This window comes from [Phormidium] sp. LEGE 05292 (assembly GCF_015207735.1).
In the GTDB taxonomy this organism is placed as follows: Bacteria; Cyanobacteriota; Cyanobacteriia; order Cyanobacteriales; family Aerosakkonemataceae; genus Floridanema.
The window spans coordinates 1-16289 of the sequence record NZ_JADEWG010000140.1; the positions used below are offsets into that span (position 1 = coordinate 1).

Annotated in this window: 16 protein-coding genes; 1 reads left to right on the forward strand and 15 read right to left on the reverse strand. The window is 41.4% G+C overall.

Annotated features, from left to right (window positions below):
• Positions 1-74 precede the first annotated feature (74 nt).
• The 4 genes from IQ264_RS26010 to IQ264_RS26025 all read right to left on the reverse strand — a co-directional run bounded on the left by IQ264_RS26010 (position 75) and on the right by IQ264_RS26025 (position 7831).
• Positions 75-3200 (reverse strand): PAS domain-containing protein, encoded by a 3126-nt coding sequence (locus IQ264_RS26010; RefSeq protein WP_193984368.1) that lies wholly within the window; start codon positions 3198-3200, stop codon positions 75-77.
• 141 nt (positions 3201-3341) lie between these two features.
• Positions 3342-5195: an AAA family ATPase gene (locus IQ264_RS26015; RefSeq protein ID WP_193984370.1), complete on the reverse strand. Its 1854-nt coding sequence runs from the start codon at positions 5193-5195 to the stop codon at positions 3342-3344.
• 37 nt (positions 5196-5232) lie between these two features.
• Complete coding sequence (locus IQ264_RS26020; RefSeq protein WP_228061819.1) at positions 5233-7134, reverse strand: ArsA family ATPase; 1902 nt, start codon at positions 7132-7134, stop codon at positions 5233-5235.
• 10 nt (positions 7135-7144) lie between these two features.
• On the reverse strand, positions 7145-7831 hold the full coding sequence (locus tag IQ264_RS26025) for a GvpL/GvpF family gas vesicle protein (protein WP_228061820.1): 687 nt from the start codon (positions 7829-7831) through the stop codon (positions 7145-7147).
• 127 nt (positions 7832-7958) lie between these two features.
• Between IQ264_RS26025 and IQ264_RS26030 the strand changes: the two genes are divergently transcribed.
• Positions 7959-8276 (forward strand): hypothetical protein, encoded by a 318-nt coding sequence (locus tag IQ264_RS26030; protein ID WP_193984372.1) that lies wholly within the window; start codon positions 7959-7961, stop codon positions 8274-8276.
• 75 nt (positions 8277-8351) lie between these two features.
• Here the strand turns inward: IQ264_RS26030 and IQ264_RS26035 are convergent, their stop codons facing one another.
• The 11 genes from IQ264_RS26035 to IQ264_RS26085 form a co-directional block, all read right to left on the reverse strand.
• Positions 8352-8603 (reverse strand): gas vesicle protein GvpG, encoded by a 252-nt coding sequence (locus IQ264_RS26035; RefSeq protein WP_193984375.1) that lies wholly within the window; start codon positions 8601-8603, stop codon positions 8352-8354.
• A gap of 14 nt (positions 8604-8617) precedes the next feature.
• Positions 8618-9352, reverse strand: a complete 735-nt coding sequence (locus IQ264_RS26040) for a GvpL/GvpF family gas vesicle protein (protein ID WP_193984377.1) — start codon at positions 9350-9352, stop codon at positions 8618-8620.
• 15 nt (positions 9353-9367) lie between these two features.
• Positions 9368-9841 (reverse strand): gas vesicle protein K, encoded by a 474-nt coding sequence (locus IQ264_RS26045; RefSeq protein ID WP_193984379.1) that lies wholly within the window; start codon positions 9839-9841, stop codon positions 9368-9370.
• A gap of 81 nt (positions 9842-9922) precedes the next feature.
• Positions 9923-10366, reverse strand: a complete 444-nt coding sequence (locus IQ264_RS26050) for a gas vesicle protein (RefSeq protein ID WP_413470371.1) — start codon at positions 10364-10366, stop codon at positions 9923-9925.
• 2 nt (positions 10367-10368) lie between these two features.
• Positions 10369-11520 carry a gas vesicle protein GvpN gene (gvpN, locus tag IQ264_RS26055; RefSeq protein ID WP_193984381.1) on the reverse strand — a complete coding sequence of 384 codons (1152 nt, stop codon included), beginning with the start codon at positions 11518-11520 and terminating at the stop codon, positions 10369-10371.
• A gap of 354 nt (positions 11521-11874) precedes the next feature.
• Complete coding sequence (gvpC, locus tag IQ264_RS26060; RefSeq protein ID WP_193984383.1) at positions 11875-12327, reverse strand: gas vesicle protein GvpC; 453 nt, start codon at positions 12325-12327, stop codon at positions 11875-11877.
• A gap of 219 nt (positions 12328-12546) precedes the next feature.
• Positions 12547-12762: a gas vesicle structural protein GvpA gene (gene gvpA / locus IQ264_RS26065; RefSeq protein ID WP_193980327.1), complete on the reverse strand. Its 216-nt coding sequence runs from the start codon at positions 12760-12762 to the stop codon at positions 12547-12549.
• Between the two features lie 463 nt (positions 12763-13225).
• On the reverse strand, positions 13226-13717 hold the full coding sequence (locus tag IQ264_RS26070) for a helix-turn-helix domain-containing protein (RefSeq protein WP_193984385.1): 492 nt from the start codon (positions 13715-13717) through the stop codon (positions 13226-13228).
• A 438-nt stretch (positions 13718-14155) separates the two neighbouring features.
• Complete coding sequence (locus IQ264_RS26075) at positions 14156-14422, reverse strand: hypothetical protein (protein WP_193984387.1); 267 nt, start codon at positions 14420-14422, stop codon at positions 14156-14158.
• A gap of 158 nt (positions 14423-14580) precedes the next feature.
• Entirely contained in the window at positions 14581-15558 is a 978-nt protein-coding gene (locus IQ264_RS26080; protein WP_193984389.1) for a hybrid sensor histidine kinase/response regulator, read from the reverse strand.
• Between the two features lie 9 nt (positions 15559-15567).
• Positions 15568-16289: response regulator (locus IQ264_RS26085; protein WP_228061821.1), on the reverse strand; the 722-nt coding region annotated here is incomplete at its 5' end.

Sequence of the window (16289 nt, forward strand, 5' to 3'; positions counted from 1 at the left end):
GATGGGGGGATGGGGAAAGGTATTTACGGTTTTTGCCTAACACCAAAAATATACAATTTAGATGCGATGCAAGCTTACGAAAGAACCGGAACATGGGTAACAAATGTAATGGCAAAAGAAGTGCCATTAGTAGAATCAATCTCAAGTTTTCCGCCCAATTGCTCGGTGAGATTAAGTACTAACTGCAATCCCAGTGATTGAATTTCTTCAATATCAAAGTTTGCAGGTAATCCCACTCCATCATCGCTGACTTTTAAATAAAGATTACCGTTTTCATGTTCCAAAAATGTAATACATATTTGCCCTTTTTGTTGATTAGGAAAACCATATTTGAGCGAGTTAGAAACGAGTTCATTAATGATTAAACCACAAGGTATTGCTGTATCAATATCTAGCTTGAGACTATCTATGGTGATTTTTAAATTTATATAATTTGAGGAAACATTGTAAGATTTGAATAAATTGTCTGTTAAATTGCCAATGTAATCGGCAGCATCGACCCTTGCTAAATCGTGGGAATGATACAACTTTTCGTGGATCAGTGCCATCGACCTAACGCGGTTGTAGCTTTCAGTAAATAAAGCTGTAACTTCTTCATCTTTGATATAACCGGATTGCAGCTTGAGCAAGCTGGAAATTATTTGCAAGTTGTTCTTAACGCGGTGGTGGATTTCTTTGAGTAGTACTTCCTTTTCTTTGAGAGATGTTCTTAATTCTTGTTCTGCTAGCTTACGTTCGTTGATATCAATAACTACCCCGGTCATGCGAACAGGTTGTCCGGCGCGATCGCAAATCACATTACCCATACAAGCTACCCAATGAATAGTGCCATCAGACCAAATAATCCGAGTTTCAGAATTATGTGGTGTTTTGTGCAAAAGAGCTTGTTGGATGCTTTGTCCTAAAGCAGGGCAGTCTTCTGGATGGACATAGTTAATAAAGGCTTCTTGAGTACCAGGAAAAGAACCAGGAGCCAAGCCAAAAATAGATTCAGTCCTGTGAGACCACTGAACTTCATTAGTTTGAATATCCCAGTCCCAAGTTCCCATTAACGCTGCTTCTAAAGCAATAGCCAACTGTTTTTCTGTATGGCAATGTTTGACTATTTCTTCTGCGAGTCGTTCTACAGTCTTTTGTAATTCTTGGGTGCGTTCTTGAACTTTAATTTCTAATTCTTCATTGAGTTTTTGTAGTTTGGCTTCAATTTGTTTTCGCTGGGTAATATCAATGCAAGAGCCTATATAACCGAGAAGCTCACCGTCAGAGGTAAGACGGGGAACACCTTTTTCTAAAATCCAACGATACTCTCCATCTCTACGACGCAGGCGATACTCTAATAAAAAACTTTTTCTGGCTCGAATTGCAGAGTTGCGGAGATCGAGATAGTGTTCCAAGTCGGAGGATAGGATACTTTCTGTCCAATTTCCCTGGAGTTCTCGCGCTAGGGAACGTGCAGTGAATTTCAGCCAAGTTTGGTTAAAAAAGGTACACTCTCCTTGAGCATCGGCTAACCAAATCAGTACAGGGGCGCTGTCCGCCATCAAGCGAAACCGGGCTTCACTCTCACGCAGGAAGGTTTCCGCCTGGATGCGGTCTGCCAGTTCATGTTGTACTTGTTGATAAAGTTGTGCTTGTTGGATGGCGATCGCTACTTGGTCTGCTACTTGTTTGAGCAGTTCGATTTCCTCGATCGACCATTGTCGGGTATGGGTGCAGTGATGGGCAATCAGTAAGCCCCAAAGAAGATTGTTCTGTAGAATCGGAACGACTAAGTTAGCTCGGACATCAAAATGTCTGAGAAAATCGGCATGGCAAGATTGAATACAGCCATCATCAATATCTGCGATCGCTCGCACCCTTCCCTGACGATATTGGTCGATATAACTGGGAAAACAGGAATCGAAAATCAACTGTCCCTGAACACTTTGCCAACCATCACCTACAGATTCTTCTACCACCAAACCAGAACCATCCGGCTCGATCTGAAAAACGATCACCCGGTCGGTTTGTAGGAAATGCCGTACCTCAGCAACGGTTCTCGTCAGAATCTCATCTAAATTCAGAGATTGGCGAATCCGTTGGGTGACGATCCTGACGATCCGTTCCCGCTCAGCTTGTTGGTGCAAAGAATGCTCGGCAGTTTTCCGGGCGGTAATGTCTTCTACAATACCCGTGACCCGGTAAACTTCGCCCTGCTCATTTTTCAGGGGAAAACTACCAGTCCCCAACCAGAGGATTTCGCCATCTGGTTTGATAATTCGATATTCGCAGTAGTCGGGTTGCCCAGATTTCTGGGAGTCAACAGCAGCGATCGCCAGATCGCGGTCTTCTGGATGAACTCGAGCTAAAAATGCTCTCTTATCGTTGCAGACAGCTGTAGGACTGCAACCCCAGATTTTTTTGAGTACAGGACTGACATAGAGTAATTTGTCCTGTAGGGGGTCTCTGACGAAAAAGCCTTGTTGAATATTTTCGGTTAACTGTTGGAATAATTCGTTACTTTCTCTTAATGCTACTTCCACTTTTTGACGTTCTTGGAGTTCCGTTTGAGCTTGTTGATAAAGTTCGGCTTGATGAATAGCGATCGCGCAATGGTCAGCAATACTCTGGACAAAATCCACTTCCTCGGATGTCCAATTCCGTTCCCCTCGGCATTCATTTAAGCTAATTCCGCCAATGAAGTAGTGCTGGTAAATCAGTGGCACAATCATCAGGGCGCGGATATTGCAATTTTCTACAGCTTGCAAAATTTCCGGGGGTTCACTCGCCTTAATTCGAGGTAATACCAAAGGTTCGCCCTGCGCTAACTGGGCGTGGTAATAACGATAGAAATCGCAGCGAATACCAATTAAACTGTTTCCTTCTGAGGTAGACTCAGAAACATAACGAATTCCCAACTGATTATCGGCATCTGGTCGAAAAATCAAGCAACGGCTCACATTCAGTGCTCTATGCAGTTGATTAGCTGCGATTTGCAAAATTTCATCCAAAACCAGCGTTTCCCGCATCGCATGGACAATTTGATTCAGCAAAGCAGCTCGTATCCCTTGTCGCTCAAGGGCTGCACGGGCTTCTTGAAGTTGAGTGGTGCTATGTTGCAGGAGCAGTTGCAGCTCGGCATTGTGCTGGCGCAGCTGTTCCGTTTCCTTGGTTCTGAACTGGCGTGCTGATCGGATAGCCAGTTTAAGTTGTTTATACATTGGCAAGGATAAAGAGCGAACATAACCATTTGATTTTGGATCGAGATTTTCAGGTTTTTCAGGATGGAGTTAAAATTTTCCAATTAATCCTGTTAATCCTTCCATCCTAAAAATCTCAATCCTCATCATTAGCTGAGGGTGTCAAACCGGACGCTGTTCTACTAAAACTTGATAAGCGTGGTTAAAATCATCACTTGTAATTTTAATAGCGCTCGGGTCTGTCATCTCTTCACGACGGTAGCGACGCACCGCTTCTAAAGCAGCCTGATTACATAGTAACGCCAAATCAGCACCATTCCAACCTTCTGTTGCTTCAGCCCAAGCGACCAAATCGACATCATGTAAAGGACGGTCTTGATTGTGTACTTGTAAAATTGCTAACCGACTGCTCAGTTCTGGTAAATCCACCTTTAACTGTAAATCCAATCTTCCTGCCCGCATTAAAGCAGGGTCTAATGTATCGGGCCGATTAGTTGCACCAATCACCAAGATAGTTGCCCCAACTTGTAAGCCATCCAGTTCTGTGAGTAATTGTCCCACAACCCGATCGCTCACCCCAGAATCACCACTAAAACGACCCCTGGCAGGTGCTAAAGTATCAATTTCATCAATAAACACCACACAAGGCGCAGCTTGTCGGGCTTTAGTAAACAATTCCCGCACCGCCTGTTCGCTAGCACCCACCCACCTGCTCAGCAATTCTGGCCCATTGACACAGATAAAATTCGCTCTGGCTTGGGAAGCAACTGCTTTCGCTAATAAAGTTTTACCAGTACCGGGAGGTCCCCAGAGCAAAATCCCTTTCGGCGCTTGCGCTTTGGTTTGAGAATACAATTCGGGATTCAGTAGCGCCCCTTCTACTGATTCTTGCAAAGTTTGTTTGATACTTTCCAGTCCGCCAATGTCATCCCAAGCAATATTGGGAGACTCAACTTCCACAGAACGCAGCACAGCAGGTTTTATATCTTTGAGTGCTTGCAAAAAGTCCGACTGGCAAACGGTCATCTGGTCTGGGATGATCGATTCTATGGAAGGAACTTGACGGCGCAAGGCACTATAAGCAGCTTTTTGACAAACCGCTTTTAAGTCAGACCCGACGAATCCGACTGCATTATCAGCAATTACATCCAAAGATACGGATTCATCTAAAGGCATGGAACGAGTGAGAATTTGCAATATTTCCAAACGTCCATTTCTGTCAGGAACGCGAAATTGCACTTCGCGATCGAATCTTCCCGGACGACGCAATGCGGGGTCAAGATGATCCGGGCGATTAGTCGCCGCTAACACAATCACACCCTTAGTTTGAGCAAATCCATCCATTAAACTCAACAGTTGGGCAACCAGTCGTTTTTCCACTTCCCCTTCCACCTTACTGCGGTCTGGGGCGAGACTATCAATTTCATCAATAAACACGATACAAGGGGCATTTTTCGCCGCTTTCTCAAAGATTCCCCGCAATCTTTGTTCCGCTTCGCCGTAATATTTACTAATCACTTCTGGCCCCACTAAGGCAATGTAATTAACCCCCAACTCTTCCGCCAGAGCACGGGCGGTAAGGGTTTTGCCAGTACCGGGAGGGCCAACCAAAAGCACGCCCCTGGTTGGTTCCAAACCTAGTTTAGCCAACAAATCAGGGCGTTTTAAAGGAATCGCAATCAGTTCTTTGAGTTCTTTGAGAACTTCACCTAACCCACCAATATCTTTCAAAGAAGCATCCTCCGGCGGTGTCACTGCGTTTGACTCCCCCCCAGCATCGCCAGCACCAGAATCTGATGGCGGTTGGGTGCGAATCCGACTCGTACCAATATCGCTACCTGGATTCCCAGGTCGGGGGATTCCACCGGGTCGCGGAATCCCTCCTGAACGGGGAATATTACTCAACGGACGAGTATTAAACTGCATTTCCGTCTTAATTTCTCCCTTGTCAATTTTTTCTTCTAAGACTTTGGCTAATTCTACTAATTGTTCAAAGCCTTTGAATAAATCGCTCATAAAATCCCTCCTGATTTTTCCTACTGACTTGACTAACCTAAAATAGGAGATTTGCCGCTCCTTTAATGCGGTCTATTGGTGGAACAGACCGAGGTAAACTGGGTAAGCGAACAAGAGTTTGTTCGGCAAACAATTGCGGATGAATTTCCACATCTGGGCTATAGCGGTTATGCACCACATAGCGTTGAGAAACCCCCATTTTTTGCAAAGAAGCTGTTAAGCGCACTTGTTCAGCAATAATTGCTGCTTGTGCTTGCACAACTCCAATAAATTCTGTGTGTTGGGGGTCTTTTAGTTTCTTCTGCGCTTGCATAACTTGCTGTCTTAAATTTCGCAACCGCCCCATTAAATCGACGCGACCCAACACATTTTGATATTTCATCCACAATTTAAATATCCAAGCTAACCAATCTCCCAAAGCTGTTGGCATTTCCAAAAAGCGGAGTAGATGACCTGTAGGGGCAGTATCTAAAATAATTAAGTCTTGCTGTTTTTTGTCTAACAAATCCATCACTGTTACTAAAGATAACATTTCATCAATACCCGGTAAAGCTTGGGCAACAATTTGTCGCCAAGCTTCTGGACTGTAAGCAAGTTTTACTGCCCCTGATTCAGTTCCTTCACCACTAATCATTTCGGCTAATTCCCACAAATAATCATTGCGAAATTGTTCTAAAACAATGTCAGCATTTACTTCTTGACCGCTGAGATTAGGAGTTAATTGAGTTGGTTCGTGGTGCAATTGTTGGCCAAAGGCATCTCCTAAAGAGTGGGCGGGGTCTATGGAAATCATGCGAATATTTTTATCGGGATAGTTATTAGCTAATGCCCAACCAATAGCCGCTGCTACGGTGGTTTTTCCCACTCCACCTTTACCACCAATTAAAATTAATTGCCGTCCTTGGGCGATAAAATCATTGAAACTGGGCGGTACTTTTTTCGGCCATTCTATTGGCGGTGGTGGTGCTAAGGTGACGCGATCGATCTTCTGAATTTGATTGATAATTTTATCTAAAGCTTTTCCTCCCAATGGTTCTACTGCTTGTTGGGGAACGGTAAAAATCGGCTGGTGTCCTGGTAGGTTGAGAAATTTATCTAGTAAAATTTGTTGTTCGCTGTAGCGGTCTAAATCTAAATCGGATTGAGGTAAAATTCGGTTAATTAACAATCCACCGCAAGGGATTTCTAAGGTTTCTAAGCTGTCGATAAATCTGGCGGTTTCTAGCAAACTCATTGGTTCTGCGATCGCCACTACCAAACAAGTAGTACAATTGTCATCTTGCAGCAGCTTCTTTCCTTCTGTTAACTCAGATTTCATCTGAATTAAAAAATCATCGACTTCATCCGCATTGTATCTTCCCTGAAAAGTTTGGGTAATCACCCGATGTTTTTCTTGGAATAATTCCAAAGAATTCAAAATTACATCTAAGAAATCTTTGATCCCCAACAAGTTTAAAGTATGACCGGAAGGAGCCATATCAACCACTACTCTATCCACCGCTTTTTCTGTTAATAAGCGTTGAATTTCTAACAAACCCATTAGTTCGTCTAAACCCGGCCATTCTAAATCCCAAACAGGCGTTAAATCTTCACCTTCAACAAAACTTCCCCGCTCAACCAATAATTCTAAAAACTTCCCATATTTAGCTTTAAACTCTAACAGTAATTTTCCTGAATTTAAGGCTCTAACACTCAAGTTTGGTAAATCATCTAAAGGCAAAGCTTTATCTTCTACCTTGACTTGCAATACATCCCCCAAAGAATGGGCAGGATCGGTGGATATTAACAGTATTTTTTCTTCGGGGAATAACTTAGCCCAGCGACGTGCAAACCCACAGGATAGAGTGGTTTTTCCCACTCCACCTTTACCACTAAACATCGCTAAGTGCAGCGAATCATATCGGTTTATTTGATGGTTAAAAAAGCTCTGAATGCTCATAATTGATTGGTTAGATAAAGTGATAAGGAGGTAAAGTTTCTCCTAGTTGTAATTCCCAACGTGGACAAATTCTTTGCCAATTGCAAAACTCTGTTTCCAGTAATTTTTCGTCAGTTCTATTGACTAAAAGAAAAATCCGCGCCTCTTCACCCTGAGAGGGAAAAATAATTGCTGATTTATGAATGTCGGTGATTAGATGAACTGCATTTTGCCATTCTGCTGTTTGCAAGATATGAAAATCTTGCTGGTTTTGGTATCGTTGTTTCTTGGCTAAGAAATACTGTTTTCCCCCAGCTTCAGAAGAGATGGTTGGTTCCTCTAACTTTCGAGGTGTAAATTTTAAAATATATTCAGCTTTTCCCTTAAGTTCGTCAATCTTTTCTAAATATTCTTGAGCATGAGCTTCTAAATGAAGCAGCAAGTTTTCTTTAGAACTAAAAGATGTGCCGAAGCGTAAAGGTAAAATTGTTGTTTGACGGAATATCTCACAAATAACCCTGTCATGGGATAAAACTGCTGCGATTAATTGTTTGTCATCGTTTTGTAGCGATGACAAAGATACTTCCGCTTCCACTAAAGCTGAGATATTGCCGCGATTAATTACAAATACCTCGCCCGCGATGCCTCCGGGAATTTCTAGTACATCGGTTGGGGTCTTCAAAAAAGCGTAACTATAGAGATTATACAGTTCCATCATCAGTAATCCGTGTAACTTTTCGGTAATTTTACAAAGCTTTTTAATTTTTATTGTAAGGATTTTTGGCAATTCTATTTGCAGCCACTAATTCCTAGTTATAATATTATAAACCATCTGGAAATTAGTTATGCCAAATATTCGAGTTCGGGGAAATATTCGTCCCAAAATTAGCACCATGCCTCGCAATAATTCTGAGGCATCTAAACAACTTGAGCTTTATAAGTTGGTGACAGAACAGCAGCGTATCCAGCAAGAATTAGTCTTTATGGAACAGCGAGTTGAACAGTTGAAACAACGGCTGACTGTCTTAGATAGCCAAAGAAACAGTACAGAAAAAGCGATTCAAGATTTACGTACAGTTGTTCCTAGTTATCCTAAAAATTCAACTAGTTATCAACCTGTTGTGGAGGTAAGTAAATTTCAAACTTACTATTTGGAATATTAAATATGGAAGAAACCCGCGATTGCGGGTTTCTTAAACCTAGCGGGAATAACAAAGTTAAAACCAAGAGCTAAAATTTTAGAGATCTTCTAATTGTGCTGCCTCCTCTTCTAGGGTTTGAATTCTTAGTAACAATTCTTCTTCTTGAATTTCAAATTCTTCTTCGGTAATATCGCCGATATCGAATGCTAACTGTAAGGCTAATAGCTGTTTGTGCAAATTTTCGGTAGCATCATATTCAGTATTGGCACGTTCTTGAATTTGCTGTCCTATCCATGCTAGACCAGTAACTGGCCCCATAATTGGCAATAGTAAAAGTTTCAGAGACATAACTCTGACTCCTGTTAAACAAGTTGTGCAAATGTATAAGGAGCGGTAAGATTGTTGTAGCGAATTCGCAAGCGATCGCCAAATTTTTGGTCAATAGCTTCGACGCGATCGCTAAATTCCGCTTCCGCATCCCAAGGAATTAAATAAGCAGCGTTGTAAATCATTCCTTCGGTCATCGGGTCGTTTTCCACTACTTCCAAAGCCCCAGGATTTAATTCATTGCGGAAAGCTTGAATTACGTCTTGTTTGCGAAGCTCCAAACCTTTTTCAATCATTTGACCAATATCAATCACTTCCTCCATACTCAATGTTTTACCTTCCATCGCATCACGCTTTTGTTTCAAATCCTGATTTACAGAAAGCAGCGCTTGCAATTCTGACTTATTATCCCAAAAAATTTTCACGCTAACTTCGCGCCGTTCAGCTAATTTAGCGAATAAATCTTTGAGTTTATCTTGATAGGGTTTAGTTAGTTGTTCGGTGACAGTTTCCCAAGTTTTAACTACCATGCCAAAACGCAAAGGTAGAAGCGTGCGGAAACCTTCATTCATTACTTCTTCTAAAACTTTCTCATGGCAAATTAAATTGCGTCGAGAAGCAAAATATTTTTCTTGTTTAGCTACCGAATACAAAAAACTAAAACCCTCTATAAGTGCGCTATAGACTGGTTGTTTATCCATTCCTTCGATCGCTACTTGCTCAGGAATAGCTTCAGGAAAAATGCCGTATAAGTAAAGACCACAATCCATAATTTTCTCAAAAAATTAATCAGGCTTTGATGTCAAAACTAACCGTAGTTGTGCGTGGATTAAATTCAGCTTCGCCAACCCTAAATCCACATCACCTTCTACCACGATTCCAGTATTTAAAAGTCGGTCTAGGAGTTCCAAAATCGAAGGATTAGTTCCACTTTTTCCCGGATAGTAACTTCCTGGTGGCGGTAAAAGCGTTCCAAATTCTCCGAGATTTACATTCAAATCCGCAGGATTAACCTCAAAAATATCGCAGAGATGGAGAACTTGCACTTCCAATTTTTGTAAACTTTCTGCGGCTCGATCCAAATCTGATTCGCTGAGAATTCCTGCTTCCATTCGTCGAATTACTTGTGCTTCCAACAGTTGGCGTACCAGTTCGACAACAGTTAACAGTAAAGGAGCTAAACCCGCTTTACTGTCAACTTTGTCAGGAGCGGAGAAAACTTCTGGAGAATTTTCACAAGGGGTGCAACTTAATGCCATGATAAAAGTTATTTAGGAAGTTTTTGGCGACGAGGTTCAATAGCAGAAAGTCGCACATGAGGCAGGCATACCAGAGACTTGCTATTGTGGAGATTGGGAATTTCCTGAATGCTCGGAATGTCCTTCATTGTTTTGATAGTAATCATTTGATTCTCTTGCTCCTAATTCAAGTTGATTGTTAGTTGAAGATTTTAGCGCCAGCAGTTCGGTTTCTAAATTTTGCAATCGGGCTAAAAGTTGTTGATTTTCCGCGATTAAAGCTTGAGATTTGCTACTGAGATAGGGGTCATTTTCCCACCAATTGATTCCCATCTCCTTCGCTTTATCAACTGAAGAAATCAACAGACGAATTCGGATATGTAGAAGTTCAGTGCTAGCAATGGATACCGAAATATCCCCAGCAATCACAATTCCCTTATCTAAAACTCGTTCCAGAATATCTGCTAAAGTAGAACCTTGAGTGGATGTAGTAATAGCTCGATTAGAGTTGGTTTGGGGGCGTGTTGGCAGAATAGAGGAAGTCACGATTAGTTTGACTCACAAATAGTATAAAAACGGTTTTGCTTAGTCAGCAAGTTCTTTCGCAACAGAGAATTTAGCGCCACTTTGGTCTGACTCCGACTGAGATTTAAGGCTTTGTAAATTTCCGTAAAATCAGCTTTTTCTTTTTGTTGCAAATAGTGGTAAATTCCAGCCTCGTATAAAGCTAAATTATCTAAAGAACTGATTTCCTCAGCTACAGAGATTGATGAAATTGGACAGCTTAACGCTTCTGTTTCTATTTGGTTAAGCAGTTCCCAGAAAATGCTGGTAGCTTCGCTGACGGATAAATTAGTGCGCGAAAATAACACATCAGCACAAATATCACGGAAATCTGCATTGTCTGGCGTAGCTAAAATTTCGTGTTCAGCACAGACTTTGCCAATCATTAAACAAGAGCGCAAACCGGATGTTTTTTCCGCCCCAGTTTGGAGACGAAATGTTTTGACTAGATGGACAATTAATAAAGCATCTTCTCGGCTAACTCCAGTTTTTTGCACCAGGATTTCGGTTTGCGTCAACTCATCCGGTTCGGGCATATTAATAGTTACTAATCTATCCATTAAGGCATCCTGAGTTGCGTGGACACCGCAATATTCTTCAGGATTAGAGGTAAAAATTGCTCGGAATTGAGGATGAACTTGGAGATAATCTGGTTGATTACTACTGGGTGGCAAAGTGAGAATTTTTTCTTCTAATGCCGAGAGTAAAACGTTATTTACTTCTGGTCGGGAACGGTTGAATTCGTCATAAACTAAAGTAAATCCTTCCCGACAAGCCATAGTCAATCGAGAATCAACCCAGTTTTGTTTCAGTTCGTCTTCGACTTTGACAACATTGTGAATATAATTGTCGAGTAGTTTTTTGTGGGTGTAACCAGATTGACTGCCAATTAAGTCTGAACTTGTAAAGTCGTCATCTCCAAAAATTAACATGATTGGATTGGCTAGGCAGTTGGCTAGGTGCATCGCCAGGGTAGTTTTACCTGTTCCGGCTGGGCCGCGCAGATGAACGGAGAACCCGGATTGCAAGTAACGCAGGGCGCGGGTAGCAACTTGTTGGACAGAAGGTGTAGCTACAAATTGGCCTGGACGGACGCGCAGAACTGCTCTTCTAGTATTAGTTTCGGCAAAAGTCATATTTTAGATGGTGTTGATTTGATATTTTTTCTGCAAGTTAGTTTACAAATTGTAAAGTTACGTGCTATTATGCAGAGAAAGTTATATGGTTAACTCCACAATTTTTCGGAAGGTTTAGATGGCGGTGAGACTAATCGCATCTGCCTGCTGAGGGCAAAAAAGTACTCCTCCCTATTTAGCAGGAAGCCCTTATCCGTGAGGTTGGGAATTCTGTTGCGACTAAGTTTTAGGTACTTAGTAGCAGCAGAGAATGTCAAAATCAAAAACCTAGAACTCATTTGTTGTTTTTGATTTCTTAGCCCCCAGTCGAAAGAGCGAAAGCTGCTAGCAGGCTGGGGGAATTTATTTTTTAGCTCAAGACTCAGCCTTAGTGGGCTGTTTTGATAAAGTCTTGGGCTGTTTTGCCGGAGGGCTAGAGCTAGGAATGCCAAAAATACTAATGAACAGATCCCGACGGAATTGACGTAGCTTTTGGTTTTGCTCCTGAGCATTAGTCATTCGTCGTTCATGGGTAACGGTTAAAAATTCGCGATTTTCTTGTTCTAAATTCTGGTGAAATTTAAACAATTCTTCCGCTTGTTTTTTGGCTTGCTCTATCCGTTGTTTTTCGGTTTCGGTTAAAAAGTCGCGGTTTTCTTGTTGTAAATTTTGGTGAAATTTAAACAATTCTTCCGCTTGCTTTTTCGCTTGCTTGTGTCTTTCTACTGTGACATCCGACAGAAAGATTTGAGTCTCTTTGAATAGTTGAGATACTTCCTCAGCTATCGATCGATGCTCCTGCCGAATTTTTTCCATTAAAGCCGTCATGAGGTTCTCCTCAATAACATTAACTATCCGTGAATAAACCACTATTGCTCGTACATTGATTCAGAGCAAAAGTAGTTAAATTAAACTTCTGCTTTCCTTGTTCCTTGCTCGTTTAACGCGGCTTTGACGAATTTCGGAAATCTAAAAAAAGCAGAAGTTTATTCAGCATTTAAGGTATCCTAAATTCCCAATCCGTAGATTGTAGAACTATCTACTCTCTTATGCAGGCATTGCAGCTGATTGAGTTAAACCAACGGCTTCTGCATACTTCAAATAAGTTTCCACAGAAGCAATCACAACACGAGCTTCGATCGCCAATAATTCAATACCAACCAACGAAACGCGGGCCCATGCGTCAATAACAATACCTTTGTCTAAAATGCGATCGATAACTTCGGCTAAACTAGAAGAAGAATTTGTTTTTTCAACAGCCATGATTTTGTACCTTTACTCATTGTTGTTTTTGTTGTTATCGGTGCGAGGCGTTTGCCTTTGCTTCCGACAATATGAATCTATCAATTTTATTTTTGGTTGTAAAGGGGTAAGAGCCAAATTTATTGCTAACAAATGTAAACCAAATCACTGTAATAATACTATTGTTGCCTCGATAATTTTTATTTATACCGTACTCCCAATGAGCTTGACTTTAAAAAAGTTAACGTAACTAATAACACAAGCTCTCTATCCTTTATCTATAAAATCAAACATAAATCAACAGAGAAACAAGGCTTTCAGCAAAACCGCAGACGACATCTAAATCACTTGTGAACAATGCCTCTACCTATTTAACTTAGGAAAATCAGGAGTTTAATGAGTAGTAAAAAACTAAATAGCCCATAAAAATAGCTCTCCTGTTTTTCAGAAGAGCTACAACTTAAAAAGACCGCTTGTTTGTTAGTCAAGAAGTGCCGGAGTTTTTCTGTTTTTTCCTTGTTCCTGTCTCTGGGTTAGGCTTGGGATGGACTTTCGGTGATTTTTTTCTGTTAATATGGGCGGCTGACAATAGAGCATAGTAACTTTGCAGGGATTGATAAACTACACCGTATTGTTTATCTAAATAATTCACTAATTCCTTTAAGGTGCAATACTTATTACTCTGCAACCAAGTAATTGTTTCTTTCCTTTGCTCGCTGGTCAAATAACTAGATGAACCTTGATAACCTAGCTTGATACCCTCTAGACCTTGAGCTTCAAATTTTTGCTTCCAAGTAGTGATACTAGACTTCTTCATTCCCAGTAAGTTACTAATCTTAGCGTAGGGTTCACCCTCTAAAGCCATTCTGACAGCTAAAGCTCTTTTGAGTTCTCTCACCTCTGGATTGCTTTGGATAAATTTTGTTAAAGTGATTATTCTTTCTGTTTTTTCTGGTTCTAGCAAACAGTTATTCATAGATATATTTCCTGAGTACACCTTGAGGAGAATAAACTCTCTGTTTATATTTCAAATAGAATTGCCATAGCGCTCTTTTATTAGTCTATTTAGAGAATTTTGAGAACAATTGGCTGGGAAAGCTTTCGTCTTGCAATACCTTTAATTAGGGAAAAATAGTTAAATTTTAGATAGCGCAAAGCGAAAGCTTTTTATCTGCAAAATAAAGAAAAGCTTTCCATTAGCGATCGCCCGTTCTGGATCTAAAGAAACAGAATTGTTTCTTTGGATATGGGTATTATGAACAACTTAAGTTGCTAGTTATCAAACTTTGACTCCAACGGAAAGCATAACATCAAACTATTTGGATTTGGGAGTCGCTGGTGATAGGACTGAAGCCTGAAGGGGACAACCTTACTCAACCGAACTTGCTTGCGGCTGTACACCAAAGCTTGGGAATCAACCTTCAATAACTCGATGTTCAAATTCTGCCCGGGTTTTTTCCACAATCTTCAGTGCTGACACATAGACATCTTGATAATCCTGTTTTAGCCAAGCTAAAAGGCGAGAGAGTTGAGCGTTTCGCAAATCTAGGTCTGTCTGAAAGATAATTGAAGCCGCCAGCGATGGTGCATATCGATCGGGGCAACCTTGCTCGATAATTTTAGCTGTTAAGGCAGTTAGTGCTTCCTGCCGAATCGGATCTGATGTGGTTTCTGAGTACATAGTTTTTCGCGGAATATTGACTTATTAAAATCTTATTCCAGAACCTCAGCGATCCGGTATCAGGGAGTTTACGGATATACCCGTAGAAATCTACGTATATAGAAGGCCAGTCCAGTAAAGTGGTTGACAAAAAGCACAAAGTCTGATATTTCCTTTATCTAAGAATTACTGAGACTTTGAGCGATCGGCAAAGTGAGATGTACTGTTGTTCCCTGTTGATTGACGCTAGTAATTGAGAATTCGCCTCCGACTAATTCGACAATTTTCTTGACAATTTTTAAGCCCATCGCAACGCGCTGTTGCGCCGAGGCGCTGGGTTCAAACTGCCTAACAATATTGATTTGAGCAATTTGTTCGTCGGTCATACCGGAACCTGAGTCATGAACAAATAAATTAAACTTCTCGCCTTCAACGTGACTAGTAACTTTAATGGCTGTGCTTGGTGGGGAAAATTTTAAGGCATTATCAACTAATTCCTGGAGAATCATTGATAGATATGGAGCGGGAATGGCGACCTCTGCTTCTGCAAGTTCAAATCCGAGGTCTTGTCTCCGGTTGAAGTTTTGAGCCAGGTTTTTCAAAGCAGCTGCTACGGTAGCAGCTGAGAACAGAGTCCGGGCAGAATCGCTGTTTAGCAGAGGATTTACAGATAATTCTAGTTCTAAGTAAATGAGGAATTTTTTCGCTTCATTGAGCGTGCTTTGCAAGATGTTAATAGTATTTTTTTGGATCTGGGATAAGGTTTCGATATTGTCATACTGTTGCTTGATTCTGAGCATTGACTGCACGCGGGCACGCAGTTCGATCGCATTAATCGGTTTACTGATAAAATCGTCGGCTCCAGCATCTAGACAATCGGCTAGGTCTGATTTTGAGTTTAATGCCGTTACCATAATGATGGGAACGGCTTGCCATTTTGACATCCCTTTGATTTGCCGACAAACTTCCCTGCCGTCTATTCCCGGCATCATCACATCTAGCAAAATTAGATCGGGCTGATAAGTATCAAGCAGCGCGATCGCGTCTTTTCCACTGGCAACATAGTGCAAGTCATACTGACGACTACTGAGGAAAGTTTCTATCACCTCAAAATTAGAGGGGTCGTCGTCAACAATTAAAATCGATGATTTATTCATAAAATTCCTCTATCTTGAGCGAGAAACTAAAAGTTGTTGCATACTCATTACTAATTGCTTCAGTTTAACGGGTTTTGTGAGGTAATCATTAGCTCCCGCAGCCAGACAACGATCGCGATCGCCCGTCATCGCTAAAGCCGTAAGCGCAATAATCGGTACATCCACATAGTTTAAATTATTGCGAATATGTTGAATAGCCTCCAATCCATCCATTCCTGGCATTTGAATATCCATCAAAATTAAATCAGGATTTTCCGACTGAACGCAAGAGATCGCCTCCTCTCCATTTTTTGCCACAACTACAAGATAGCCTTTGGCTCTTAGATAATTAGAAATTGTACTGAGATTTGCTTCATTATCTTCTACCAGCAAAATTAAAGGCGCTCCTCCTTGTTCTAGTTCCTGGGGTTCAATGTAGAGTTGGGGTTGGACAACTGATGCCAAAGCGGAGAAATCAGTTGCGATATACGGAAGGTCGATCGTAAAGCAACTTCCCACTCCTAACTCACTAGATACACCTACTTGTCCGCCGTGAAGTTGTACTAGGCGTTTCACCAAGGCTAACCCCAAACCTGTGCCTGCGTATTGACGGTTGAGGGCGCTATCGATTTGGACAAAGGGTTGAAATAGTTTATTGATATTTTCTTGTTCAATACCGATGCCTGTATCAGAGATCGCAATTCGCAGGTAACTTTGCGGTGGGAGAGTCGAAGAACAATTCTCCCCATCTC